We start from the raw sequence: 25502 nt of genomic DNA, 5'->3' as shown, positions 1-25502 counted from the left end.
CGCGGGCCCTCGGCGGCCGGACGTCACCCACCGCCTGCCCGGCACCACTTCCGTACCTGCCCTCCCTGGCGCTGAACAACGAAGGACGACATGGCGACCACGACAACATTCGACACCGGCGACGGCTCGGCATCGAGCACACCGCGGTCCCGATTCGGCGCCGAGCTACGCGACGCCGTCAGCCCGCGCACCGTCCTGCTCGTCGTCGCCGTCCTCGCGGTGCAGATGGGGTTCGTCCTCTCCTACATCGGCGCGTTCCACGCGCCGAAGCCACATCACATTCCCGTCGCGGTGGTGGCGCCCGCCCCGGCGTCCGACACGCTCGTCGCGCAGCTCAACCGCCTGCCCGGCGAGCCGGTCCTCGCCCGCCCCACCACCGGCGAGCAGCAGGCCCGTGCCCTCATCCTCGACCGGAACGTCGAGGCGGCCATCTTGGTGGACGTCCGCGGCACCACCGACACCCTGCTGGTCGCGTCCGCCGGCGGCGTGGCGGTCTCCACCGCCGCGCAGCAGATCGCGCAGGCGGTGGAGGATCAGCAGCACCGGCAGCTGCGGGTGGTGGACATCCGGCCACCCGATGCCGGCGACGGCCGAGGGATGTCCTCGTTCTATCTGGCCCTCGGTTGGATCGTCGGCGGCTATCTCGCCGCGGCCATTCTCGGCATGGCCGCGGGAGCGCGCCCCGCGAACGTGCACCGCACCGTCATCCGGCTCGGAGTCCTCGCGCTCTACGCGGTGGGCTCGGGGCTCGGGGGAGCCGTCATCGTCGGCCCGGTCATGAACGCACTGCCGGGGCACTTCGGCGCGCTGTGGCTGTTCGGATCGCTCGTCGTCTTCGCGGCCGCGGCCACCACCGTCGCCCTGCAGAACCTGATGGGCATCATCGGCGTCGGCACCGCCGTCACCCTCTTCGTCGTCCTCGGCAATCCGAGCGCCGGCGGTGCCTACCCGTACAGCCTGCTGCCGCCGTTCTGGAGTGCCATCGGCCCGTGGCTGCCGCCGGGCGCCGCGACGACCGCGATACGCAACACCGTCTACTTCGCCGGTCACGCCGTCACCCGCCCGGTCTGGGTGCTCGTTACCTACGCAGTCGTGGGCACCGTCGCCGCGGTGGCGGCCTCGGCCGGACGCGTCAGCCGGGCCCGCCGCAGCGACGCGACCCCGTCAGCGCCCGTACCCCAGCAAGCCTGATCCAGTCGAAGGAGTCACGAGATGCCCGTGTACACCTGCACCACCGCCCGGGGAACCCTCACGGCCGAGGCCAAGAAGGCCCTGGCCGCGGAGATCACCCGGATCCACTCCACCATCAACCACGTCCCCGCCGCGTACGTCAACGTGGTCTTCGCCGAGCTGCCGCCGGACGACGTCTTCGTCGGTGGTGAGCCCGGGGCGCCGGTCCTGGTGAACGGCTGGGCCCGACGGGGCCACCCGCAGGAGGGCACGAGCCGGCTCGCCCTGGAGATCGCCACGGCGGCCTCCCGCATCACCGGCGTACACAAGGACCACGTGCTGGTGGTGATCCAGGACAGCCCCGCCCACTCAGCCGTCGAGGCCGGCCGGCTCCTGCCCGAGCCGGGCGAGGAAGCGGAGTGGGCGCGGCAGAGCCAGGCCTAGCCGAACCGATCAGGACTCAGCACCCGGCCGGCGGGCATCCGCGACGAGTGCTGTCGATGTCACAGGAGATAACCATGGGTACGACAGTCGCCGACGCCATCGTCGCCACGTTGTCGGCATCGGGTGTGCAGCGCGTGTACGGCCTGCCCGGTGATTCGCTGAACGGGTTCACCGACGCCCTGCGCCGCAGCGACGTGCGGTGGGCCCACGTGCGGCACGAGGAAGCCGCCGCCTTCGCCGCTGCCGGCGAGGCGGCGGTCACCGGGGAGCTGGCGGTGACGGCCGGCAGTTGCGGGCCGGGCAACCTGCACCTGATCAACGGGCTGTTCGACGCGCAGCGCAGCCGGGTGCCGGTCCTGGCGATCGCGGCGCACATTCCGCGCGAGGAGATCGGCAGCGAGTACTTCCAGGAGACGCATCCCCAGGAACTCTTCCGCGAGTGCAGCGTCTACTGCGAGTTGGCGAGCACCGCGGAGCAGGTGCCGCGGCTGCTGCGCATCGCGATGCGCAACGCCCTGGAGCGTCGTGGGGTCGCCGTCGTCGTGATCCCCGGCGAGCTGTTCCTCGCCGATGCCGTGGCCAACCCGCACCCCCGCCCGGTGACCGGCACCTCATCGCACGTGATCCCGGACGACGCCGCCCTGGCCCGCGCCGCCGACGTGCTCAACGCCGCGCGACGGCCGGCCATCCTGGCCGGCGCGGGGTGCCACGACGCGCACGACGAGACGGTCGAGGTCGCGCGGCTGCTGAAGGCCCCGATCGTGCACGCGCTGCGCGGCAAGGAGTACCTGGAGTACGACAACCCGTTCACCGTCGGGCTGACGGGCCTCATCGGCTACAGCTCCGGCTACCGGGCGATGGAGCACTGTGACGCGCTGCTCATGCTCGGCACCGACTTCCCCTACCGGCAGTTCTACCCCGACCCCCAGGTCCCGGTGGTGCAGGTGGATGTGCGCGGCGAGCACATCGGGCGGCGCACGGATGTCGACGTGCCGCTGGTGGGCACGGTCAAGGACACGGCCCGGGCGCTGGCGCCCCTGCTCCGGCCCAAGAGCGACAGCGGCTTCCTGGACACGATGACCGGCCACTACCGGCGCGTACGGGCGCGTCTGGATCGGCTGGCCGAGGCGACGCCGCCGGACCGGCCGATGCACCCGCAGTACGTCGCCGCCCGGGTCGACGAGATCGCCGGGGCCGACACGGTGTTCACCGCCGACGTCGGCACGCCGACGGTGTGGGCGGCCCGCTACCTGACCATGAACGGTCGCCGGCGACTCATCGGCTCGTTCAGCCACGGCAGCATGGCGAACGCCCTCCCCCAGGCCATCGGCGTCCAGGCCGCGCAGCCGGGCCGACAGGTCGTCGCGCTGTGCGGCGACGGCGGTCTGACCATGCTCCTCGGCGAGCTCGTCACGCTGCGTCAGCTGAACCTGCCGGTGAAGATCGTCGTGTTCAACAACAGCGCGCTGTCATTCGTGGAGCTGGAGATGAAGGCCGCCGGCATCGTGAACTACGGCACGGAGCTCGACCACGTCGACCTGGCGGCGGTGGCGCGCGGCGCCGGGCTGTTCGGGGCGCGGGTGGACCACGCGGAGCAGCTGGACGAGACGCTGCGCGCCGCCTTCGCCCACGACGGGCCCGCCGTCGTGGACGCCCGCACCGCGCGCCACGAGCTCGCGATGCCGCCGAAGATCACGTACGAGCAGCTCAAGGGCTTCACGCTGTTCGCGACGCGCACGGTGCTCTCCGGCCGGGGCGACGAGATCGTCGAGCTGGTCAAGACCAACCTGCACGAGCTTCCACTAGTTTAACGACACCCCTCGTCGAGGCCGGCCGGGCGACCCCTGGCCGGCCTCGTCGCGCATTGCGATGAACCGTACCCATTCGTGTTCCGTCGTGTACGCGGACAACACGCACCGCTGAAAGGATGACGCGCCGATGCGATCCGGCCGATCACCGAGCTTTACCCCCTCCGGCAACCCGCCGCCGACGGCCGACCGGCCCCGGCGGTGGTCCCGCGGGGTGCTTTCCCGCCCGCTCCTGGCGCTGGGCCTCGCGCTGCTGCTCCCGGCCGGCGCGCTGACCGTGACCACGACGACGGCCGCCGCCGCGCCGGTCAGCGTCACCGGCGGCACCACTCTCCCCGGTCGCAGCGCCACCGCGACCGGGCCGGTCGGCGTGACGTTCGGACTCAGTGACGGCACCCGCAACGGTGGCCCGTACAACGGGTACGGCAACACCATCTTCAACCTGCCGATGTATCTCGGCGGCGCGGACCGCACCAAGTTCTGGGACAACTACGTCGAGGAACTGGTGGCCTCGGGCGTCGACTTCGTCGCCCCCGTCCTGCGGGGCTACACCCCGGGCAGCGCGGTGCCCAACGGCGGCGGCGACCCGCGGCTGCTGGCCGAGCTGGTCCAGGCCATCAACCGTCGGGGCGTCGCGGACCAGCTCAAAATCGCCGCGTTCGACGACACGCCGGCGTCGATGACGGACCGGAAGAACCTGGCCGTGCACAACCGCGGCGGCTACGACCCGCCGTTCGACCTGGCCGACACCACCGGCACCGGCGAGGGCGGCTACCAGTACATCTGGGACAACAACCTGCGCGCCTTCTTCACCGCCGTACCGGACAACCTGCGCTTCAAGATCGACGGCCGTCCGGTGGTCTACGAGTGGTCGCTGAGCAACACCTTCTTCGTCAACCAGGGCAACGGCAACGCGGCCAAGATGCTGCAGTACGTCCGCGACCGGGCGAAGGCGGAGTTCGGCGCCGACCCGTTCTTCAACCTCGACCAGACCTGGATGCAGCTCGACCCGACGGTGAGCACGGTGGCCGGCGGTATGAACGCCTGGTTCAACATGCCCAACGGCGGACGCTCGCTGGTGACCTTCAACGGTCGCAGCTACGGGGTGGCGGTGCCCGGGTTCCGCATGGTCCGCGACACCACGAACATGGTCATCGAGCCCAACCACGGCCAGACGTTCGCCAACAACCTCAACGCCACCGTGAACGCGGGCGCGGCGGCCACCCTGGTCGAGGGCTTCACCGACTGGGAGGAGAACGCGGCGGTCTGGCGGATGGCGGCCGGCACGTACGCCGAGCGGCTGGTCGACTACCCCAACCAGATGCTCAACGTCCTGCGCCGCTACTCCCGCAACCCGTTCCCTACCGACCTGCGGGTGGAGGCGGAGACCGCCGACAGTCACCAGGACAGCACGCCCGGCAACCTGTGGAGCGAGTACCGGGCGGGCGACCTGGACGTCCAGACGTCGCTGGACGCGGGCGGGGGCTGGAACGTGGGCTCCGTCACCAGCGGTGAGTGGTTGCAGTGGCAGGAGGTGCCGCTGCAGAACACGGTCACGCTGAAGGCCCGCGTCGCCACCCCCAACCCGGACACCCGGTTCCGGTTCGTCGTCGACGGCGTCGCCGGGCCCACCATCACCACCCCGAACACCGGCGACTGGCAGACCTACCAGACCGTCGACGCGGGCACGTTCTCCCTGCCCGCCGGCAAGTACCACACCGTGCGGCTGGAGTTCCTCGGCGGTTCGCTGAACATCAACTACTGGCAGGCGGTCGCGACGACGCCGACGACGCCCACCGCGACGGCGACCGCGACGCCGAAGCCGACGGCGACCGCCACGCCGAAGCCGACGGCGTCCGCGACCCCGACGGCCACCCCGTCCCGCACCGGCCAGATCGTCGGGTACGAGGGCAAGTGCATCGACATCGCCGGCGCCAAGACGGCGAACGGCACGGCCGTCCAGCTCTACGACTGCAACGGCACGGCCGCCCAGAAGTGGACCGTGGCCGCCGACGGGACCATCCGGGGCCTCGGCAAGTGCATGGATCTCACCAGCGCCGGCACCGCCAACGGCACTCAGGTCCAGCTCTACGACTGCAACGGCACCACTGCTCAGAAGTGGCAGGCGGGAGCGAACAACCGGCTGGTCAACCCGAAGTCGGGGCGCTGCCTCGACGCGACGGGCCCGAGCTCCGCCAACGGCACCCGCCTGCAGATCTGGGACTGCGCGGGCAGCGCCAACCAGCAGTGGATTCTGCCGAGCGCCTAGCGCCCGAGCCCGCCGTGGGCCCCCACTCCGGCACCACGGTGCAACACCAGCCGAACCGGCCGCCGGGAGGAGACCCTCCCGGCGGCCTCGGCACGATCATCGGAAGGATCTTCGTGAAGTTCACCAAGCCGCTGCGTGCGGCGGCGGCCGTCCTGCTCGCGGGAGCGTTGGTCGCCACCGCCCCGCCCCAAGCGGCCCCGGCCGCGGCGACGGACACCGCGTTCAACGCGGCTACCGGCGCCCTCAACGTCGACTACGCGAGCTACCTCGCCAAGCATGACGTCGTCTACAACCGGCCGAACACCAACCCGCTGCACGGCCTGACCGTCGGCAACGGTCGGACCGGCGCGATGGTCTGGAGCGAGAAGGGCCTGTCGATGCAGGTCTCCGGGGTGGACCTGGCCGAGCAGTCCACCTACGCGGCCGGCAACGTCAACCTGTTCAGCAACCCCGGCTTCGACACCGGGTACACCACCTTCCAGCAGCGGCTGTCGCTGTACGACGGAACGCTGACCACGAAGTACGACAGTAACCGCACCGTCACCGTCATGGGTTCGCCGAACTCCGAGGTGATGGGCATCCACGTCGAGGACACCCGCACCGGGGTCAGCAGCATCGGCCTGGACCTGAGCCTCTGGGACCCGAACACGGTCCAGAACATCGCCGACGTGCCGGACCTCAACACCTGGCGCACGTACTCGACGTTCGCCGACTCGAACGGTGTCGGGATCAGCCGTGGCCAGACCGACGCGAACCACTTCGGTTACACCCTCGCCGCGACCGTCGAAGGGGCGAGCTTCACCTCCCAGGTCGTGGACGGCCGGCGGGTGCGGCTGACCATCACCCCGACGACCAGCTACACCATCTGGTTCACCGCGGCGAGCCGTATCAACGCGCCGAACTTCGACTCGGTGAGCCAGGCACGCAACCAGCTCGCCGCGGTCAAGGGCACCGGTTACACCAACACCCTGACCAGCTACCGCAACTGGTGGCACGACTTCTGGGCGAAGTCGTTCGTCCAGTACTCGAACGGGTCCGGTGACGCCGACTACCTGGAGAACGTCTACTACCTGGCGACGTACATGATCGCCGCGGGTGGCTACGGGAACTACCCGTTCCACTTCATCAACGGCGTGTTCCGGGCGACGCAGGACCAGAGCAAGTGGACCAACGCGTACTGGCACTGGAACCAGCGCGCCATCTACAACTCGTTCTACGCCTCCAACCACGCCGACCTGGTGGCGACCTCCAACCGGCTCTGGAGCCGCAACTACGACGCCCTGAAGGCGTACACCACGACGCGGTACGGCAGCGACGGTCTCTGGGTGCCGGAGACGATGGGCTGGGACGGCAACGCCCGGGGCACGATCAACAGCGACTTCGTCAACGACCTCTACTCGACCGGTCCCGAGGTCGCCTACCAGATGTACCTGCAGTACCGGTACACGAACGACGAGGCGTACCTGCGGAACACCGCCTACCCGTTCATGCGGGAGGTGGTGAAGTTCTACGAGGACAAGCTCTCCTACGACGCCGGCAAGGGCCAGTACTACATGGCGTCCTCGAACGCCCGTGAGACGTACTGGGACGTCCGCAACGCCATCAGCGACCTCGCCGCGGTCCGGATGCTCTTCCCGCTGACCGTCGCGGCCAGCCAGCAGCTCGGCGTCGACTCGGAGCTGCGCTCCAACTGGCAGACCATCGTCAGCAAGCTCGCGCCGTACCAGGTGCAGAACGGCGCCTACCTGCCGCACGACCCGCCGGCCGCGCAGATCCGCAACGGTGAGAACGTCGCACTGGAGCTGGTCTGGCCCAGCGACCAGACCGGCATCGGCTACTCCGACCAGCAGACCGCGATCAACACCTGGAAGACGCGGCCGCACCCGTACGACAACATCTGGGCCAACGACCACGTGCACGCCGCGCGGCTGGGCCTGGGCAACGAGGCGTTCCAGGGCATGAAGTACCTGACGCAGCGGTACCAGAACTACCCGAACGGCCTGACCGCCAACGACAACGGCGTCTTCGAGTACCTCGGCAACCACCTGATGGCGGTGAACGAGTCGCTGCTGCAGTCGTACAACGACAAGATCCGGGTCTTCCCGGCCGTGCCGACCGACTCCAGCTTCGTCGGGAAGTTCACCCTGCTGGCGAAGGACGGCTCTCAGGTCAGCTCCGAGCGCGAAGCCGGCGACGTCAAGTACGTCGGCGTCAAGAGCCTCTACGGCAAGCAGGCCACGGTGGTCAACCCGTGGAGCGGCCAGCAGGTCCGGGTGCGGCGCACGTCGGACAACGCGATCCTGACCACCAGCTCCGCCGCGGAGATCAGCTTCGCCACCGCGGCGAACACGACGTACGTGGTCGAGCGCACCGCCAAGCCGCTGTCCGGCTACACCGGCACCACCCTGCGCGGCACCGCCAACCAGGTGGAGAAGACCCTCGCCGGCACCGCCTCGACGCTCGGCCTGGACGCGAAGAGCTCCATGGTCAACAACACCCTGCTGACGTACGACCAGAACTGGCTCCTGACGAACAAGCGCGGCGTGGGTGACTACAGCGACGACGTCCACTACACCTCCGTGGTCGGGGCGGCCGCGTCGTACACCTTCGTGGGTACGGGCGTCGAATACCTCACCGAACGCAACGGTGACGAGGGCAGCGTCGACGTCTACCTCGACGACGTGTTCCAGAAGAACGTCAACCTGTACGTCAACACCGGGCGCCAGGTCCAGCAGGTGGTCTTCAGCCGCACCGGCATGACGAACGGCACCCACACCATCCGCATCGTCAACAAGGGTCCGTCGGGCATCGGCATGGTGGACGCGCTGCGGATCCTCGTCGGCACGAACACCACCGCGTCGCCGACTCCGACTCCGACGGCCTCCCCGTCGCCGACTCCGACTCCGACTGCCTCGCCGACGCCGACGCCGACGCCCAGCCAGCAGGGCCCGGTCGTGCTGCGTGCGGTCGTCAACAGCAAGTACGTCAGCGCCTCGGACGCCGGAGCGGGCCCGCTGATCGCCGCCGCCGGCGCGATCGGGGTCTGGGAGCGGCTCGACCTGGTCGACCTGGGTAACGGCAACGTCGCCCTGCGGGCCCGCATCAACAACCAGTACGTGTCCGCCGCCGAGAAGGGCACGCAACCGTTGATCGCCAACCGTGCCGCCATCGGCACGTGGGAGACGTTCGCGTTGATCCGGAACTCGGACGGCACGGTCAGTCTGCGGGCCGCGGTCAACGGCAAGTACGTCACCGCCCCGAACTACGGAGCCGATCCGCTGATCGCCGACCGCGACACGATCAACACCTGGGAGAAGTTCACCCTCGTCAACGGCTGATCCGAGAGCCGGGCCAGGTGTGGCACGACGACACCCGTGCCACACCTGGCCTCCTGGCCGGTCAGCGCGCCGAGCGTCCTCCGCGCCGTCGCATGAGCAGACCCGCACTGACCAGCAGCAGGGCCCAGGTGAAGCCGCTGACCACCATCGTGAGGGTGAAGGTCTCGCCGTGGTCACCGAGGGCGGTGCGAACCACCGCGGGTGTGACCGCCGCCGGCGGCAGAACTGCGATCGGGATGAGGAGCGCCAGGGGTGCCGACTCCTCGGTGGCTACCAGCCAACCGAGGGCCGCGGTGAGGACGCCGTACGGCACCGTGGCGATGACCGCGAGGCTCGCCAGGGCAGCAACCGGCGCGTGCCGCAGTGGGGCGATCAGGTTGCCGAGCCCCACTCCGGCGATCGCGGCGACGGGGAACAGGGCCAGCCCCGCGGTCAGCACCTGCAGGAACCGGTCATCGGCGAGCAGGTCCGAGCCGAAGTCCCCCGGGGACTTCTCGGCCCACCGGGTCAGCGCCCGTCGACTGACGGCCGACGAATGCCAGGCGACAGCGACGTTGACGAGCGCGAGGACCAGACCGGCCGACAGGGCCGCGGTGAACGCCCGGGGCAGTGCACGCAGGCGTACGGCAAGGAACGCGCCGAGGAGCAGCGTGATGATCTGACCCCAGAGGAAGCCGGACGTGTGGGCCATGAACACGTCGACCATGAGCTGCGCGCGCTGCTCCTCGCCGGTCTGCGCGTCGTTGTAGATCCAGACCTCGTAGTAGTCGCTGTTGAACGACGCCAGGCCTCTGGCGACGACCGCGACGAGGACGACCGCGACGAACACAGCCATCCACGACGGCGACAGCCGCCACCGACGCCCGGCCGGAGGCAGGACCGCGGGAGCACCGCTCGTCTTCTCGGTCACCGTCCTCCTCGTGGACCGACCACCACGCCGACGTCTTCGACGGGGAGTGGCGAAACCGCGATCGTATTCGATGACGGCCGACGTCGATGGCGTTACGCGCCCGTGGGGGGCCCGGCGCGTCCGTCGCTGGACGTTTCGGCGACACCACCCTTAGGGTGCCCGCCATGCAGCTCACCAGCATCGATCCGCAGCCCTGGTCCTACGCTCAGGGCGCCCTGGTCACGGGCGCCGACCGAGTCCTGTTCATCAGTGGCCAGGTCCCGGAGGCACCCGATGGGACCGTGCCGGACGACTTCGACAGTCAGTGCCGCCTGGCGTGGCGAAACGTGCTGACGGTCCTGGGCGAGGCGGGCATGACCGAGCGTCACCTCGTCAAGGTCACCATCTTCCTGTCCGACCGCAGCTACCGGGAAGCCAACGGCCGCATCCGCCGCGAGGTCCTCGGCGACCACTGCCCCGCGCTCACCATCATCATCACCGGCATCTACGACGAGGCGTGGCTGCTGGAGATCGAAGCGGTCGCCGCCGCCTGAGGGAAGATCCAGCACCCCCGCAGGGCGTCAGCGTCGCAGGTTCTCGCTGACGGCGTGCGCTCAACCGGCGTCGGTCACGCTGCTCGGGTCGAGCGATGCGCGCGTCGGCATCGCGGTGCCCGTCGTGGCCCGGCTGTCGTGGTCCGCGGCCCAGGAGGCGAGCAGGCGGAGGTTGTCGTGCGACGGGCTTCCCGGGTCGGTCGTGTAGATGAAGAGTGTCTGATCGGGGTCGCCGGGCAAGGCCAGCCCCTCGTAGCGAATGGTGATCTCCCCGACGGCCGGATGCCGCATGTGTTTGGTGCCGTGCGTACGCTCGTGCACCCGATGCCCGTTCCACCACGTGCGGAACTCCGGGCTCTTGATCGTGAGCTCGCCGACCAGTTCGTTGAGCCAGGGATCGTCGGGGAAGCGCCCGGCGTAGAGGCGCAGGGTGCCCACCACCTCGGCCGCCACCGTCGACCAGTTGACGAAGGCGTCGCGGGCGGCCGGGTCGAGGAAGACCCAGCGCGTGTAGTTGCGGTGCCGCGGTGGCAGGCGGGTCCAGTCAGTGAGCAGGGCACGCGCCAGGGTGTTGGACGCGAGCACGTCGGTGCGGCGACCGACGATGAACGCCGGGTGGTCGACCATCGACGCGATCATCTGCTGCAGCGCCGGGCGGACCCGCTGGGTGGTGACCTGCGCGCTGCTCCGGCGGGCGGGTCGGGCCAGGTCGACGAGGTGGGCGCGGGCGGCGGCGTCGAGCTGGAAGACCCGGCCGAGGGCGTCGAGGACCGCCTCCGAGGGGCTGGTGTGCCGGCCCTGCTCCAGGCGGGTGTAGTAGTCGACGCTCACGCCGGCGAGCAGGGCCACCTCTTCCCGGCGAAGGCCACGCACCCGCCGGCCGGTGTGACCGGCGTGATCGAGGAGACCGGCGGCCTCCGGCGTCATGTCGGCCCGGCATTTCCTGAGGAAGACACCCAGATCTGTACGCCCTGCCATGCGCTCAATGATGGCTCGGGTGGAGGCGGGGTCGCCAGCGGTTGGGTGGGCACGTCATTCCCAGGTAGGGCTGGGCGTGGCTGGCCGTGTCCCCGCCCCGGGGGCCGACGCAGCATGGGGTGGCGGCCCCGTCCGGGGACGCGCCGATGAGCAGCCGAGGAGACATCTCATGCCGTACCCCACCACCGGACCGGCGACCTGGTTCGTCACGGGCACGTCCCGCGGACTCGGTCTGGAGCTGGTCAGGCAGTTGCTTCAGCGCGGGGACAACGTCGCCGCCACCACCCGCTCGACCGAGCGGCTGACCGCCGCGCTGGGTTCCGTCGACACGGCACGGCTGCTGGCCCTGCCGATCACGCTCGCCGACGAGAAGGCCGTCGTCGCCGCCGTGGAGGCGGCCCGGGACCGGTTCGGCGCCGTCGACGTCGTGGTCAACAACGCCGGATACGGTCTGCTGGGCGCCGTGGAGGAGGTCACTGACGCCGAGGCGCGGGACCTGTTCGACGTGCAGCTCTTCGGCACCTGGAACGTGCTACGAGCGGTTCTGCCCGGGTATGCGAGCCCGCCGTGGCGGCCACATCATCAACGTCTCCTCCATCCTCGGGCTCACCACCTTCCCGGGTTGGGGCGCCTACTGTGCCGCCAAATACGCGCTGGAGGGCCTCACCGGAGCGCTCGCCGCCGAGGTCGCCGACTTCGGTATCCGCGTCAACCTGGTCGAGCCCGGCTACCTGCGCACCGACTTCCTGCGCACCCACAGCCTGCGGCTGCCGGCGCGGACCGCCGACGGCTACGACGCCGTCCGGCAGATGACCGACGAGCATCTGGCCATGCCCGGCACCCAGCTCGGTGATCCGGTCAGAGCCGCCACCGCGATCATCCACATCGCCGAGAGCGACAGGGCTCCCCTGCACCAGCTCCTCGGGTCCGACTCGTACGCCCTGGCCACCGCCGGCGTCCGCAGCCTCACCGAGGACATCGAGGCCGGCCGCGACCTGGCCACCACCACGGACATCAGCGAGGCCTCCCCGCTCTCGTGACCCTTGCTGACGGGCTCGGCGGTGCACCTCGTCGAGCGGACGTCAGTGCCCTCGCACGCGGAACTCGTTGCCGTCGGGGTCGGCCATCAGGACGACGCCGTCGTCATCGGTCTCCAGCGCAGTGGCGCCGAGGGTGACCAGTCGGTCGATCTGCGCCTGCTGGTCACCCTCGACGGTGAGCTCGAAGCACTGCCGGTTCCGCGCCTGCTTCGGGGGGACGGGCGGCCCTCCCCACGCGACCTTCGTGCCGCCCTGCGGTGACTGGATCGCCGTCTCCTGGTTCTGGTCCCAGACCAGCGGCCAGCCCAGCGCCTCGCTCCAGAAGACGCCGACCTCCCGGGTGCCGTCGCAGGCGACCTCCCCGAGCGGGCCGCACCCGGCGAGGAAGGAGTTGCCCGGCTCGATCACGCAGAACGCGTTGCCCTCGGGATCGGCCAGGACGATGTGCTCCTCCTCCGGGAGCTGCCCGACGTCGAGGTGGCTGCCGCCGAGCTTCAGGGCCGTCTCGACCGTGTCCTGCTGGTCGGTGAGGCTGGCACTGGTCAGGTGCAGGTGCAGTCTCCGGTGCGGCCCCACCTGCGCCGCAGGACCTGGCTGGAACCGCAGGCCGAGTTGGCCGCCCGCGCCGGGCAGGAGCACCCCGCCGCGATCCTCGACGGCGTCCCTGCCCAACAGACCGGCCCAGAACCGCGCCAGACGAGCCGGGTCCTGCGCGTCGAAGGTCACCGCCAAAAGTCGCATGACCGCACCCTAGGCACCGGCCCGACAAGGCAACAACGCATTAAATCGGGACCCGTCAACGGCCCGGACGGCTCGCCGTGAGAGGCACGAGGACGAGGATCGCGACGCCGAGCGCGGCCACGCCGATCGCCCACCACCAGAAGAATCCCGAGAAGACCGAGGCGATCAGGAGCCCGAGGCCGAGGCCGGCCAGCAGACCGAGGCCGAACAGGGCCCGCGGGGGCAGGGCGAGGTGCGGCAGGCGGCGTACGACGAGCACTTCCAGCCAGGTGCCGCCCACCGTCAGCAGCGCCGCGCCGATCCCGTCCACGGCGGAGAGGCCGTGACCTTCGCTGATCGGCACCAGGACCGGGCCTTCGTCACCGGCGGGAACGAAGAGAACGAGGACACCGGCGACGATGAGCAGCACGGTGATCGCCACCTGGGCGCGCGGCGCACCGCCGAGATCGTGGGATGTCACTGCGGGCTTGGTCATCCGCGCGGCCTCCGGAAGCCGAATCGGACGCCGATGTCGGCGCGCCGCCAGGCTAGCGCGACGGCGACACCGACGCCATCGCCGCAACGGCCGGACAGCCGGAGGCGGCCCACCGGGTCGGTGAAACCCGGCGGGCCGCGACGCCACGATTGTTCAGCGCGTCAGGAGCAGGGCTTCCGCGCGCAGACGTCGATGACCTTGCCGGTGAGCAGGAACACCGCCTTCTGCTTCTGGGCTGCGGCCTGGGCGCGGGGGAACTCGTGCGGATCGTCGCCGTACTCGGGCCCGGCCGGGGCGAGGTTGGTCGGGGGCGGCGCCTGGGCCGCGCCGCTGTTCCAGACCACCATCGCCGAGCCGGTGTACGGGTAGCTGCGGATCGGTGGGATGCCCCAGTAGGGGCGTACGTCCAGCGACCAGCCGCCGGCGAGCGCGGGTGCGTGCAGGCGGGCGCCGATGGTCCGCGCCTGGACCTCCGCCGCGGCGGGCGAGACCTGCTGGTCGCCGAAGGCCACGTGCATCAGCACCTGGTGTCGCGGGGTGCCGGGCAGGGGGCGGTCGGTCATGTGCTGGGCGTACCCGTTGGCCTCCGACCGGTCCCACAGCATCTGCAGCAGCGCGAAGATCAGCTGCTGGTCGACCTTGTCCGGGTAGTAGCCGTCCATGACCGTCTGGAACGGGGCGAAGTCCACGCTGCGTTGCAGCAGCGTGGAGTAGTTCATCGCCGGCACGCCGAGCACCGACCGGGTCCAGTCCTGGGCGACGGCGGTGAGCGCGCCGCCGTTGATGCCGCCCTGGCTGTTGCCGTCGTAGTGCAGCCCGCCGGCCACGTTGATCAACGGCCGCGCGGTGGCGTCCCGGAACGCTGGATGGGCGGCGAACCCGCGCGGGTGGATCATCGCGCGCCCCAGGAAGAGGAAGTTCAGGAAGCTCTGCTGCAACCGGTCCGCCACCGCGGGGAAGGCGCTGAGGTCGGTGAAGGCGCCGGCCACGTAGGGGACGTCGGCGGCGGCCATGCCGATCCAGCTGGTCGCGCAGAAGGTGAAGTCGTACGTGTTCGACATCGTCTTGACGTTGCCGGCGTTGATCTCGGTCGGTCTGCCGAGCAGGCCGTGGCCGTAGAGGGAGAGGTGCGCCGGATTCTTGGCGGAGGCGCTGCGCGGGATGTTGCAGACGAAGTCCGCCGCCACCGTCGCGCCGGACGGTGTGGGCAGCGCGTTCGGCGTCGGCGGCGTTCCGCGGCCACCGGCCGGGCCGTAGTGCAGCCGGGAGCCGGGCCCGCCGTCGCCGGTCAGGTAGGACGGTACGGCGACGGTGCCGGTGACCTGCCGGGCGATCAGTGGTTCCTGCTCGGGCGGGTAGTCGGTCACCTGGGTGACGGTGAACGACGGCGCGGCCCGGCCGAGGGCGGCGAACGCGCCATCCCGGATCGCCAGCATCCGCCCGGTCAGCCCCTGCCGGCTGGCCACGGTGAAGTCCCAGGCGAGGTAGAGGCTGTGCCGCTGCACGCCGGTCCTGGTCAGGTCGGTCAGGATCCGCTTCATCTGCGGGGCGCGATCGTCCCGGTGGCGCAGGCCGGCACCGGTGACGTACGCCGTGAACGCCTTCGGCGCGGGGATGAGGGAGCCGTCGCCGTCGCGCAGGCGGCGCAGGCCGACGACGTACCGGGTGCCCTCGGTCAGCGCCACCGCCGGGCGGATGATCAGCAGCTGCCGGTCGGGCTGGCCGGCGGCGTGCGCGTCCAGCTCGGCCCAGTAGGGCGTGCGCTTGCCGGTCCGGGTGTCGACCAGCACGATCGGCGCGTCCGGCGCCAGCGAGCGGCCGATGTCGGTGACCGGTGCGATCCCGGTCTTCGCGGTGTCGAGGCCGGGCACCCGCACCAGGATCGGGGAGCCGGGGCTGAACCCGTCCTGCCGGTTCCACTCGGTCGGGTCGATCGGCGTGCCCTGCACGTTGGCGGGCATCGCGGCGGCCGCGATCCGCACCCGCTTGCCGGTGGGGCTGCTCCGATCCGGGACGGTGTAGTAGTCGTTGGGGAACGGCAACAGGCAGGCCGCCGGGTCGATCGGGTCGCAGTTCGGCTGGGCGGCGGCGGGTCCGGTGGTCGCGGGTGGTGCCGCGGTCGTGGACGCGCCGGACAGGACGGCGCCGGCGGTCACCAGCACGGACACGGCGAGACGGAGCCGTCTGGAGGTGGTCACACGCATCTCCTTCGACACGGGACGGTGGGTCGGAGCACGGCACGACGGTGATGGATGTCGTCCTTCCTACGCTCGTGAAGGATTCTCAGCAAGGGCGCCGCCCGGTGCCGCGTCTCCCCCGCTCCCCCGGCCCGGGCGTATATTTCGCGCGGTGAACCAGGAGCAGGTCCGGCAGGCCTACGCATCCGTCGCCGATCTCTACATCGAGCTGTTCGGTAGCCGGGAGCAGGTGCACGCCGACGACCTCGCCTTCATCGGACGGCATCTGGCGGGACGGCCCGGCCCGGTGCTCGACCTGGGCTGCGGGCCGGGCCACCTCACCGGTTACCTTCGCTCGCTGGGCGTCGACGCGTCCGGGATCGACATGGTGCCCGAGTTCATCGCCCACGCGCGGGCGACCCATCCGGACGGGAGATATCAACTCGGCTCTCTCGACGATCTCGCCGTCGCCGACCACTCCGTCGCCGGCATCCTGGCCTGGTATTCGTTGATCCACCGACCCCCGCAGGATCTCGACGACGTGCTCGCCCGGTTCCGGCGAGCGATGGCCCCGGCCGGGACGTTGGTGCTCGGAATCTTCGTGGGCGACGAGGTCGCCGCCTTCGACCACAAGGTCGCGACCGCCTGGCGCTGGCCCGTCGACGAGTTCTCCGAGCGACTGAGCCGCGCCGGGTTCACCGAGGTGGAGCGCCTCCCACGGCTCGACGACGCCGCCCATCGGCCGCACGCCGCCATCGCGGCGACCGTCATCTGAGTCGCCGCCCGCACCCTCGGCTCGGCACGACCGTGCGAGGATCCTTCCCGATGACGATTCCCGAGCCGTCGCGTCTGGCGGACCGAATCCTCCACCGCGACATCGTGGTGGCCGCGCACGCCGGCTTCCGGCCGCTCACCCTGGACGTCGCGGTCCCCCCGGCCGCCTCGGCCCCGGCCCCCGTCCTGCTGTTCATCCACGGTGGCGCGTGGCTGCACGGCTCACCCAAGCAGCCGGCCGACTGGCTGATGGCCGCGGATCCCTTCACCACGGCCCTCCGCGCGGGATTCGCCGTCGCGTTCGCGCAGTACCGGCTCAGCGGCGAGGCACGGTTCCCCGCGCAACTCGACGACGTGCGGTCGGCCGTACGCTGGCTGCGGCGCGACGGCGGCGCGTTGGGGCTGGACGGCGGCCGCATCGGGGTGTGGGGCGAGTCGGCCGGCGGGCACCTGGCCTCGATGATCGCGCTCACCGGGACCGACGACGACAGCCGCGTCCGGGCCGCGGTCTGCTGGTACGCCCCGTCGAACCTCTCCCACATGCAACGACAGGCGCACCCGCTCGCCGAGATCGACCACGACGCACCGGACGCACCGGAGTCCCTGCTCATCGGCGGTCCCGTCCCGCAGCACCCCGACCTGGCGCGGGCGGCCAGCCCCGTCACGTACGTGAGCCCGCAGGCACCGCCGATGCTGCTGGTGCACGGCGACCGCGACCTGATCGTGCCGGTCGGACAGAGTCAGGAACTGGCAGCCGCCCTGCGGGCCGTCGGCGCCGACGTCGAACTGCTCGTGATCCCCGGGGCCGGCCACTGCTTCGTCGGTGTGCCGCTGACGCCGATCGTCGACACCACGCTCGCCCACTTCCGCCGCGTCCTGATCCCTTGAGACCGTGCCGCGCGACGGCGCGCCGCTGACGGCGACGCGGTCCGGCCGGCGGGCGGGCGATGGGCAGCGTCGCGTCACGCGAATCCCCGCGGGAGAAGATGTGCCAGTCTGTCGAGAACGGCCCGGTCGCTCCGTCCCCGCCAACAGATGCCGCCGCCGGGCCGCACCGGACCAGGGAGACCCGCATGACGATCCAGCGGATGGACAACGTCCTCATCGTCGTCGACGACCTCGACGCGGTCATCGCGTTCTTCGTCGAACTCGGCATGGAGCTGGAGGGCAAGGGGCCGGTCGAGGGACGCTGGGTCGAGCGTGTCATCGGGATCGACAACGTCCGCCAGGACATCGCGATGCTGAGGACCCCGGACGGCCACGGCCGGATCGAACTGGCGAGGTTCCACACGCCGAAGGCGATCAGCGCCACCCCGCGCGACGCACCGGCGAACACGCTGGGCATTCGTCGCATCATGTTCGCCGTCGACGACATCGAGGACGTCGTCGCCCGCCTGCGTACGCGGGGCGCCGAACTCGTCGGCGACCTGGCACAGTTCGAGAACAGCTACCGGCTCTGCTACGTCCGCGGCCCGGAGGGCATCATCGTCGGACTGGCCGAACAGCTCGGCTGAGGCAGGTCCGCGGCCGGCGCTGATCGGTCACCGGAATGGGCCGGCGGCCCCCGGACGGCACGTCCGAGATCACCGGGATTGAAGCAGACCGCGCTCGACCATGAAGGCGCGCAACGTCTCCGCGTCCTCGCCGGACATCAGGCGACGTGGGATGACGGTCGCCGGCATCCGGCCGACGTACACGATCCAGAACTCCGGAGTGTCTCCCACCTTGGCGACCCCGTCCCAGGCGATGCCGCCGGATTCTGAGCCGCTGCGCATCATGATGTTGTCGTCGGTGATGTCGTAGCCGCCCTCGACCGCGTAGCCCGCGGAGCGGCGCCGGGCGCGCCACCGCACCCACGGCGCGTAGAGCATCGACAGCAGGCCGGCCAGGACCATCGCCGTGCACAGCGGCACGATCCGGTCGCCCCACGCGAAACCCCGCGAGACGACGAAGACGATCACCCCGACCGCCGTGAGTACCGCGCCGATATAGCCGAACCGGCGCAGCCGAACACTGCTGAGCGCGGCGGCCACGCGGCCGGGGTAGGCGGGATCGGCGGGGACGTCAAAGCGAATGTGCACGGCAGAACGATAATCGGCCCGGACGCTGCTCAGGCGGCGCCTCACATCCGGGATCGCAGCACGTCGACCTCGCAGCCCGGCGCGAACGGGTCGAAGCCGTGTTCCGCCAGCCAGCGGATCGCCAGCAGGCTTCGCAACGACCACCATGCGCGGATCACGTCCAGGTCGACGTCGGTGCCGTAGCCGGCGACGACGTCGCCGAGGCGCTCCTCGTGACCGAGCGTCAGGATGGCCAGGTCGTAGAGGGCATCGCCCCGGCTCGCCTCGGACCAGTCGAGCACACCGCTGACGTCGTCACCGTCGACGAACACATGGGTGATCTGCAGGTCGCCGTGCGTGAACACCGGGGTCCACGGTCGGAGCGCGGCCTCGGCGACGAGACGGTTGCGCGTGACCAGGCCGGCGGGGAGGACGTCGTTCGCGACCAGCCGCTCGCACTCCTCGTCGAGGCGCGCGGCGATCTCGTCGACGCGGCGGCCGGGCCACGGCGGCAACGGCGCGTCATGCAGCATCCGTACGGCGGCACCGGCCGCGGCCCACGCCGCGGACGACGCCGTCGACGGCTCGCCGAGACAGCCGAGTGCCCGGCCGGGGAGCGCGGCGAGCGCCAGTACGGGCGGCTTGCGCCACAGGACCTCCGGAGTGGGGATCGGCGCCATGGCCATCGCCTCGACCTCGACGTCGGTGCGGGCCTGATCGGAGTCGACCTTCAGGAACACGTCGCCGACCCGCAGGGTCACGCGCTCCTGATGGCCGACGACGACCTCGACCTTCTCCACGTCGGCCAGTCTCACCGAGACGACCGCGGACGTCACCGGAATTTTGGGAGCCCTCCGCCTCCGGCCCGCTGGCACGAGATGCTGGCGTAGGTGACGAGCGGCTGAGAGCGAGGCCCATCAGGTGACAGACGTTTCGGTGAGGATCAGTCAGGCCGACGAGGATGACGTGACGGGGCTGGCTCGGCTGCTGTGGCGCGACACCCTCGACGAGGAACCAGCGAGCACGTCCGCTGACGCCTTCGCAGTCGACGTCGGGCAGTGGTGGACCGCTCACCGGCACACCCACGTGGCGTACGTCGCCCGGCTCCGCACCCCGGAGATCGTCGGTATGGCCTGGGTCGCCCTCCTCCCCCGGGTGCCGAGGCCCGGAGCGACCGGTCGGTTCTCCGCGGACCTTCAGAGCGTCTTCGTCCTGCCGGAACACCGCGGTCAGGGGATCGGTTCGGCACTCGTGGAGGCTGCGTCGGAGCATGCGACACGCCTCGGGGCGGCGCGTGTGACGGTCCACTCCGGTCGCAGGGCGGTGCCGGTGTATGAGCGGCTGAGCTTCGAGTCCTCTCGACAACTGTTGTGCCGGCCCGCGCGTAGGTTGGCAGTCCCCCCGGACGGTGAGCCATTCCTCGAGCCAGACCGATCCGCTAGGGTCGCGTCTCGGTCTGCCGGCAGCGCTCGGCCTGATGGTCACGAGCGGCCCTGACGACATCCCGGGGCCGGGGGGGGCAGGATCCAGGCGGGCAGCGTCAGGGTCTCGCGGGGAGGGGACGGTGTGGTCGAGGTCCGACGTGACGGCGCGTTCTCGGTCAACAGCGTTGGCCTCAACCGCGAGACGTTCCCGCTGAGCTTCAGCGTCCGCGAGGCCGCCGACTGCTGGGTGGTTCACGCGACGGCGGCGCAGGCCGCCGAACTGGCGGACATCCTGACCGATGCCGCGAAGGACACCGTCGTCGTGGTGGACCTCGAGACCACCAGCTTCCTGGACGACCAGTACGTGCAGTGGAAGCCATCGCGGATCGCCGCGGCTCAGGGCGTCGACTGCTCGACGCACGACCTGGGTGAGCTGGCTGCCGGCGTCGTAGGGCTCAGCGAGGAGGTCCTCGTGATGCGCGCTGATGACCTGCCCGGCTTCCTGGACGGCTGGTACCCGTACGAATTGACGATGCTCGGCCTTGCGGAGACGCCCGGCGCGGACAGGTTGGACGAGATCGCGCTTGCCGTCGGAACCGCCCGTCACGACCGACCTGTCCTGCCGACGCTCACCGGCTGCTGCCTCTGGTATTCCGGACATGACGACTGTTACGTCTGGGTGGAGGCAGGCGATGGCAGGGTTCCCCTGGCCGTCTTCGGTCGACTGCTGACCCTGCTGGCTGGATCGGCCCTGGTCACCGACGCCCTGTCGGTGGAGCTGTCGGATCCGCCCGAGGCCCTCGTCGGCGCTATGCTCGCCGAGAGCCAGCAGTGGGTGGGGACGCTCGGCACCGTCTCCCCGACAACGGTGACCGTGAGCCTGTCCGCCACGTCCCGGCCGTGGCGACTGGCCCACCCGCTTCCGGGCCGGGTCGACCGCACGGCGGTCTACGACATCGTCGACGCGACATGGCACCTCGCCTGACCGTGACGACGGGACCGAGGGTCGGCGGATGAGGGCCCATCCCCCGCCTCGCTTCGGTGGCTGCTACCCGTCAGGGCAGGCTGCGGCGCAGGATGTAGTTGAAGCCGAACTCCGTCTCCGTGGAGCGGACGTCGACGTAGCCGAGCCGATGGTAGAAGCCATGCCCGGTGATGCTCGCGCCGGTCTCCATGTGGTCGTAGCCGTCGGCCACGGCCAGCGCCTCGATGTGGCGCATGAGGAGCCGCCCTATGCCGCGACCGGCTGCCCGCGGGTGCACGAACATGGTGTAGACCTTGTTGCCGTCGCGGGAAACCGTGCCGACGATCCCGTCCTCCGCCGCCACGAACATCTGTCGTTGGGCGGCGAGTTGCTTGATGCGTTGTTCGGTGAAGTGGTCGCACATCCGCTCGATGACCTCGCTCGGATAGTCGCGGCTGTTGACCTCACGCAGGCAGCGTTCGATGAGGCCCGCCACGGCGGGGGCGTCGGCGTCGTCGAACCGTCGTATCGTCGCCATCGGTCTATCTTGCAACCGCGTCAAGCGTTGCGACGCCTGGCGACGCGACCCACACAAGGATCGGGGTGCCCGCTCCGTCAGCGTGGTCCCAGCCCGGTGCGCCCGTCGATGAGCTCGCGCACGACATCCAGGTGACCGGCGTGCCGCGCGGTCTCCTCGATGACGTGCAGAACGATCCGGCGCAGATCGGTGGTCTGCGACGCCAGCGGCTCAAACGGATGTCGCCCGGCGGGTGCCGCCGTCAAGGGGGCCGCGGCGATGATCGAATCCGAGATCGCACACTGGTCGCGATACCAACCGAAGACCTGGGACGACGAGCGGGTCGTGACGAGCGGTGTGTTGTCGTCGGGCCAGGGGAGCGGCTCTGCCGAACCGCGAAACACCTCCTGGAACCAGTGGCGCTCGGCATATCCGAGATGCTCCACCAGGCCGAGCGGCGACCATCCGGCGGGCAGGACCGCCGTGCGCAGCGAGGTCTGGTCCAGATCCGCGAGGATGGCTCGGACACTGGCACGCTGATAGTCGAGGAACTCACACAGCGCGGCCTTCTCCACATCGATCTGCACCATGCCGGGAGGTTAGCGGCCGCCACCGACGCTTTCGTCAGGTGAGCTCCACGCCGTCGCCGGCGGCACGATCCACGACCTCGGGGCGTACTACTCGTTCACGAGCTGCTCTCGGAGAATGTCGGCGTGCCCACAGTGCTGGGCGAGCTCGCGCAGCACGTGGAGATACACCCACCGCAGTGGAAGCGGCCCGCGCCGGTGCCCGGGGAGGATGTCGTCCAGACCCAGGGAAGCGGTCGCACGGCGGGACGCCTCGCAGGCTTCGCGGTGCGCCTGCCGGACCAAGGCGATCGTGTCGTCGTCGTTGAGGAGGAACGAGTCCTCCGACCTCTCCGGGATGCCCATTTCCGCGCGCGATCGGCCCGTGACGGCTTCGTCGAACCAGACCCTCTCGACGAACGTCGCATGCTTCACCAGGCCCAGCAACGTGGTCCGTGAGGCGACCAACGACCGGCGCGCCTGCTCCTCGGTCAGCCCGTCCAGGCAGGCATCGAGCGCGTCGCGGTGCTCGTCGAGGAAAGCCTCGAACTGGGCACCGAGCGGCTGCGCGATGACCTGGTCGGCGAAGGTGGGCGGGTAGGACGGCATTTGTCATGAGTGTAATCAGGGACCTGCCCTGGTTCGACCATGAGCGGAGTAGCCCGTCGCGGGCCGCTGAATCATCGTCCACCAACGAGAAATCTCCGGACCGGTGTCGTATCCGGGCCCTGCCGCTCGTGGAGGAGGTGTGTGCGGCGGCCGGGCCGGCCGCCACGCGCGGAGAATCGGCAGAGTCCTCGTCGAGGACTGAGAGGAGACGGCTAATGCCGGAGTACCTGATCGCCTTCAACGATGAGTGGGTCCCCCACCACACGGCGGAGCAGCTGCGCGAGAAGGGCATCGCCAGCCGTGCCGTGATGGCGGAGATGCAGGCCGCAGATGTCCTGATCTTCAGCAACGGCGCGCTCGACCGGTCCACCGCGCTGTGCAGCGTCGAACTGGTTGACGGCGAGCCCGTCTTCACCGACGGCCCGTACGTCGAGACGAAGGAGCACCTCGGCGGCTTCGCCGTCGTGGACGTGCCCGACGACGCCGCGGCGCGGTACTGGGCCGGCAGGCTCGCGAAGGCGCTCGACTGGCCGCAGGAGGTGCACCGGTTTCGGGGTCCCGGTGAGGCCCGGCGTAACGGGGCGGGGACGTGACCATCCCCGACCGGCCCTACCCGCTGGTGCCGTGACCGGTCCCACGGTCGAGCAGGCGATCACCCGCGCCCACCACGAGGAGTGGGCGCGGGTGGTGGCCCGCCTCGCACGCCGTTTCGGCGATCTCGACGTTGCCGAGGACGCGACGGCCGAGGCGTTCGCGGCGGCTGCCCAGCGGTGGCCGCACGAGGGCGTACCGCCCAATCCCGGCGGTTGGCTCGCCACCACCGCGACCCGTAAGGCGATCGACCACCTTCGTCGCGAATCGCAACGCGACGCCAAGCACCAGGCTGCCCTGATCGTGTCCGACGACACGCCCCCTCAGCCGACCGGCCCGGTCGAGGACGACCGGCTCAGGCTGCTCTTCACCTGCTGCCACCCCGCGCTGGCGATGGAGGCACGGGTGGCGCTCACCCTGCGCCTGCTCGGCGGCCTCACCGTCGTCGAGATCGCCCATGCCTTCCTCGTACCGGAGACCACGATGGCGCGACGGATCACCCGCGCCAAGGCGAAGATCAAGGCGGCCCGCATCCCCTACCGGGTGCCCTCGGCCGACGACATCCGCGAGCGGCTCGCCGGTGTGCTCGCGGTCGTCTACCTCGTCTTCAACGAGGGCTACCTCGCCAGCACGGGGGACGACCCGATGCGTCGCGAACTCACCAACGAGGCGATCCGCCTCGGCCGGTTGCTCCGATCCCTCCTCCCCGACAGCGGCGAGGTGACCGGCCTGCTCGCGCTGATGCTCCTCACTGACGCCCGGCGGTCGGCGCGCGTGTCCCGGTCCGGGGAACTGGTGACCCTTGACGAGCAGGACCGCGGCGCGTGGGACCGCACCCTCATCGCCGAGGGCAACGCCCTGCTCCGCGAGCGGGTCGCAGCGGTGGCGTCCGGCGGTGACCCGCCCGGCCGGTACCAGGTGCAGGCCGCGATCAACCTGGTCCACACGAACGCGCCCTCCGCGCGGGACACCGACTGGTCGACCATCGTCGCCCTCTACGGCCGCCTGGTGGTGCTCGACCCGTCACCGATCGTGCGGCTCAACCGCGCGGTCGCGATCGCCGAGGTCGACGGCCCGGCGGTCGGCCTCGCCGAGGTCGACCGGCTCGCCGATCTCCTCGACGGCTACCACGCGTTCCACGCCGCGCGCGCCGACCTGCTGCGGCGACTCCGGCGCGGCCGCGAGTCGCGAGCCGCGTACGACCGGGCGATCGATCTCGCCGGCAATCCCGCGGAGCGTGCCTACCTGACCCGCCGCCGCGACCAGCTCGGCGACTGACCCGGCCAGGATGCGGAGCCCGTCGGCGACCGGCTGGGCGGGCATCCCGGTCCCCTATGCTCGGGAGACGACGCCGCCCGGTTGCGGTCGAGGAGGCCTTTCGCTTGCGATTCGAGCATCGTGACACCGATACCGACGTGAGCATCGTCGACCGGGTGTGGCGCACGCACAGTGACCCCGCGGACACGATGACCTCCGCGGCGCGCACGTGCTGCCAACTGATCTTCACGCGGACGCGGGGGCATCTGTTCGCCAGTGTGCGCGGGCCGGAGACCAGGGCGACGACGGCACCGGTCCCGCCGGATGCCGAGTTCCTCGGGATCCGGCTCACGCTCGGCAGCGTTCTCCGTCCGCATCCCGCAGCATCGATCGTCGACGGGCACGCGCCCTTCCCGGTGACGGACTCGGGCCGGGTCATCATCGGCGGCGACGACTGGGAAGCGCCGACGTACGACAACGCCGAGCAGTTCGTCCGGCGCCTGCGGGACGCGGGTCTGCTGGTGCGATCCGGTCTGGTGATCGAGGAGCACTCCGCCGAGCAGCCCAGGCGGCGGCTGTCCCAGCGCACCCGTCAACGGCGGTACCGGGCGGTCACCGGCCTCTCGCGAACCGCGGTCACGCAGATCGACCGCGTCAACGCCGCGGCCACGATGCTGCGCGACGGCCACGACTGGCGCACGGTGGTCGAGGCGCTGGGGTACTTCGACCAAGCTCACCTCGCCCACGCGCTGCGACGCTACCTCGGACGCACCGCCCGGACGCTGCAGGCGGCCGACGACGTCACGATGTCGTTCTTGTACAAGAACGACCCCTCGCCGGGTAGCTAACCTCCGTCT

25 protein-coding genes and 1 pseudogene are annotated in these 25502 nt (G+C 70.6%); 16 read left to right on the top strand and 10 right to left on the bottom strand.

Annotation, left to right across the window (positions count from 1 at the left end; translation table 11 throughout):
• Positions 1-90 precede the first annotated feature (90 nt).
• From ACIBTV_RS04475 to ACIBTV_RS04455, 5 genes are all read left to right on the top strand, one after another.
• Positions 91-1191, top strand: a complete 1101-nt coding sequence (locus tag ACIBTV_RS04475) for a hypothetical protein (RefSeq protein WP_396702312.1) — start codon at positions 91-93, stop codon at positions 1189-1191.
• A gap of 21 nt (positions 1192-1212) precedes the next feature.
• Positions 1213-1614, top strand: coding sequence for a tautomerase family protein (locus ACIBTV_RS04470; RefSeq protein WP_396702310.1), 402 nt, complete (start codon positions 1213-1215; stop codon positions 1612-1614).
• 74 nt (positions 1615-1688) lie between these two features.
• Positions 1689-3425: a ubiquinone-dependent pyruvate dehydrogenase gene (poxB, locus tag ACIBTV_RS04465; RefSeq protein WP_396702308.1), complete on the top strand. Its 1737-nt coding sequence runs from the start codon at positions 1689-1691 to the stop codon at positions 3423-3425.
• 211 nt (positions 3426-3636) lie between these two features.
• The gene (locus ACIBTV_RS04460) at positions 3637-5691 is read left to right on the top strand and encodes a DUF5010 domain-containing protein (RefSeq protein ID WP_396702306.1); all 2055 of its coding nucleotides are present in this window, start codon (positions 3637-3639) and stop codon (positions 5689-5691) included.
• A 113-nt stretch (positions 5692-5804) separates the two neighbouring features.
• Entirely contained in the window at positions 5805-9029 is a 3225-nt protein-coding gene (locus ACIBTV_RS04455; RefSeq protein ID WP_396702304.1) for a glycosyl hydrolase family 95 catalytic domain-containing protein, read from the top strand.
• A gap of 61 nt (positions 9030-9090) precedes the next feature.
• On the opposite strand, the gene ACIBTV_RS04450 is transcribed toward ACIBTV_RS04455, so the two are convergent.
• On the bottom strand, positions 9091-9939 hold the full coding sequence (locus tag ACIBTV_RS04450; RefSeq protein ID WP_396702302.1) for a hypothetical protein: 849 nt from the start codon (positions 9937-9939) through the stop codon (positions 9091-9093).
• A 164-nt stretch (positions 9940-10103) separates the two neighbouring features.
• On the opposite strand from ACIBTV_RS04450, the gene ACIBTV_RS04445 reads away from it, so the two are divergent.
• Complete coding sequence (locus tag ACIBTV_RS04445) at positions 10104-10472, top strand: RidA family protein (RefSeq protein ID WP_396702300.1); 369 nt, start codon at positions 10104-10106, stop codon at positions 10470-10472.
• Positions 10473-10532: 60 nt separating this feature from the next.
• Here the strand turns inward: ACIBTV_RS04445 and ACIBTV_RS04440 are convergent, their stop codons facing one another.
• Positions 10533-11450 (bottom strand): helix-turn-helix transcriptional regulator, encoded by a 918-nt coding sequence (locus tag ACIBTV_RS04440; protein WP_396702298.1) that lies wholly within the window; start codon positions 11448-11450, stop codon positions 10533-10535.
• Here ACIBTV_RS04440 and ACIBTV_RS04435 point away from each other — a divergent pair.
• Together ACIBTV_RS04435 and ACIBTV_RS04430 are read left to right on the top strand one after the other, a co-directional pair.
• A pseudogene (locus tag ACIBTV_RS04435) lies at positions 11398-11943 on the top strand (SDR family NAD(P)-dependent oxidoreductase); the annotation flags it as partial. The gene ACIBTV_RS04440 and the pseudogene ACIBTV_RS04435 sit on opposite strands and share 53 nt — an antisense overlap.
• Positions 11944-12004: 61 nt before the next feature.
• Positions 12005-12490: an SDR family NAD(P)-dependent oxidoreductase gene (locus tag ACIBTV_RS04430; protein ID WP_396702296.1), complete on the top strand. Its 486-nt coding sequence runs from the start codon at positions 12005-12007 to the stop codon at positions 12488-12490.
• A 42-nt stretch (positions 12491-12532) separates the two neighbouring features.
• On the opposite strand, the gene ACIBTV_RS04425 is transcribed toward ACIBTV_RS04430, so the two are convergent.
• From ACIBTV_RS04425 to ACIBTV_RS04415, 3 genes are all read right to left on the bottom strand, one after another.
• Positions 12533-13231, bottom strand: coding sequence for a VOC family protein (locus ACIBTV_RS04425; RefSeq protein WP_396702294.1), 699 nt, complete (start codon positions 13229-13231; stop codon positions 12533-12535).
• Positions 13232-13286: 55 nt separating this feature from the next.
• Positions 13287-13706, bottom strand: a complete 420-nt coding sequence (locus ACIBTV_RS04420; RefSeq protein ID WP_396702292.1) for a hypothetical protein — start codon at positions 13704-13706, stop codon at positions 13287-13289.
• Between the two features lie 161 nt (positions 13707-13867).
• On the bottom strand, positions 13868-15910 hold the full coding sequence (locus ACIBTV_RS04415) for a hypothetical protein (RefSeq protein WP_396702290.1): 2043 nt from the start codon (positions 15908-15910) through the stop codon (positions 13868-13870).
• A gap of 145 nt (positions 15911-16055) precedes the next feature.
• On the opposite strand from ACIBTV_RS04415, the gene ACIBTV_RS04410 reads away from it, so the two are divergent.
• From ACIBTV_RS04410 to ACIBTV_RS04400, 3 genes are all read left to right on the top strand, one after another.
• Positions 16056-16658, top strand: a complete 603-nt coding sequence (locus ACIBTV_RS04410) for a class I SAM-dependent methyltransferase (RefSeq protein ID WP_396702288.1) — start codon at positions 16056-16058, stop codon at positions 16656-16658.
• 50 nt (positions 16659-16708) lie between these two features.
• The gene (locus ACIBTV_RS04405) at positions 16709-17545 is read left to right on the top strand and encodes an alpha/beta hydrolase fold domain-containing protein (protein ID WP_396702286.1); all 837 of its coding nucleotides are present in this window, start codon (positions 16709-16711) and stop codon (positions 17543-17545) included.
• Positions 17546-17730: 185 nt separating this feature from the next.
• The gene (locus ACIBTV_RS04400; protein WP_396702284.1) at positions 17731-18171 is read left to right on the top strand and encodes a VOC family protein; all 441 of its coding nucleotides are present in this window, start codon (positions 17731-17733) and stop codon (positions 18169-18171) included.
• A gap of 69 nt (positions 18172-18240) precedes the next feature.
• Here the strand turns inward: ACIBTV_RS04400 and ACIBTV_RS04395 are convergent, their stop codons facing one another.
• Both ACIBTV_RS04395 and ACIBTV_RS04390 read right to left on the bottom strand, forming a co-directional pair.
• Positions 18241-18738: a YcxB family protein gene (locus tag ACIBTV_RS04395; RefSeq protein ID WP_396702282.1), complete on the bottom strand. Its 498-nt coding sequence runs from the start codon at positions 18736-18738 to the stop codon at positions 18241-18243.
• Positions 18739-18779: 41 nt separating this feature from the next.
• Positions 18780-19532 (bottom strand): phosphotransferase family protein, encoded by a 753-nt coding sequence (locus tag ACIBTV_RS04390; protein WP_396702280.1) that lies wholly within the window; start codon positions 19530-19532, stop codon positions 18780-18782.
• 106 nt (positions 19533-19638) lie between these two features.
• On the opposite strand from ACIBTV_RS04390, the gene ACIBTV_RS04385 reads away from it, so the two are divergent.
• Together ACIBTV_RS04385 and ACIBTV_RS04380 are read left to right on the top strand one after the other, a co-directional pair.
• Positions 19639-20214: a GNAT family N-acetyltransferase gene (locus tag ACIBTV_RS04385; protein WP_396702278.1), complete on the top strand. Its 576-nt coding sequence runs from the start codon at positions 19639-19641 to the stop codon at positions 20212-20214.
• A 69-nt stretch (positions 20215-20283) separates the two neighbouring features.
• The gene (locus ACIBTV_RS04380) at positions 20284-21126 is read left to right on the top strand and encodes a hypothetical protein (RefSeq protein WP_396702276.1); all 843 of its coding nucleotides are present in this window, start codon (positions 20284-20286) and stop codon (positions 21124-21126) included.
• Between the two features lie 70 nt (positions 21127-21196).
• Here ACIBTV_RS04380 and ACIBTV_RS04375 read toward each other — a convergent pair whose 3' ends face one another.
• The 3 genes from ACIBTV_RS04375 to ACIBTV_RS04365 all read right to left on the bottom strand — a co-directional run bounded on the left by ACIBTV_RS04375 (position 21197) and on the right by ACIBTV_RS04365 (position 22797).
• Positions 21197-21643 carry a GNAT family N-acetyltransferase gene (locus ACIBTV_RS04375; protein ID WP_396702275.1) on the bottom strand — a complete coding sequence of 149 codons (447 nt, stop codon included), beginning with the start codon at positions 21641-21643 and terminating at the stop codon, positions 21197-21199.
• Positions 21644-21720: 77 nt separating this feature from the next.
• Positions 21721-22212: a DinB family protein gene (locus tag ACIBTV_RS04370; protein WP_396702273.1), complete on the bottom strand. Its 492-nt coding sequence runs from the start codon at positions 22210-22212 to the stop codon at positions 21721-21723.
• Between the two features lie 87 nt (positions 22213-22299).
• Positions 22300-22797, bottom strand: coding sequence for a DinB family protein (locus ACIBTV_RS04365; RefSeq protein ID WP_396702271.1), 498 nt, complete (start codon positions 22795-22797; stop codon positions 22300-22302).
• Between the two features lie 215 nt (positions 22798-23012).
• Here ACIBTV_RS04365 and ACIBTV_RS04360 point away from each other — a divergent pair, with 215 nt between their 5' ends.
• From ACIBTV_RS04360 to ACIBTV_RS04350, 3 genes are all read left to right on the top strand, one after another.
• Entirely contained in the window at positions 23013-23390 is a 378-nt protein-coding gene (locus tag ACIBTV_RS04360; RefSeq protein ID WP_396702269.1) for a YciI family protein, read from the top strand.
• A 31-nt stretch (positions 23391-23421) separates the two neighbouring features.
• On the top strand, positions 23422-24666 hold the full coding sequence (locus ACIBTV_RS04355; RefSeq protein WP_396702267.1) for an RNA polymerase sigma factor: 1245 nt from the start codon (positions 23422-23424) through the stop codon (positions 24664-24666).
• 137 nt (positions 24667-24803) lie between these two features.
• On the top strand, positions 24804-25493 hold the full coding sequence (locus ACIBTV_RS04350) for an AraC family transcriptional regulator (protein WP_396702265.1): 690 nt from the start codon (positions 24804-24806) through the stop codon (positions 25491-25493).
• Positions 25494-25502 lie beyond the last annotated feature (9 nt).

The organism is Micromonospora sp. NPDC049366 (assembly GCF_044466625.1).
GTDB lineage: Bacteria > Actinomycetota > Actinomycetes > Mycobacteriales > Micromonosporaceae > Micromonospora.
Note: the sequence above shows the minus strand (reverse complement) of the source record. Positions and strands in the feature narration are given on the sequence as shown.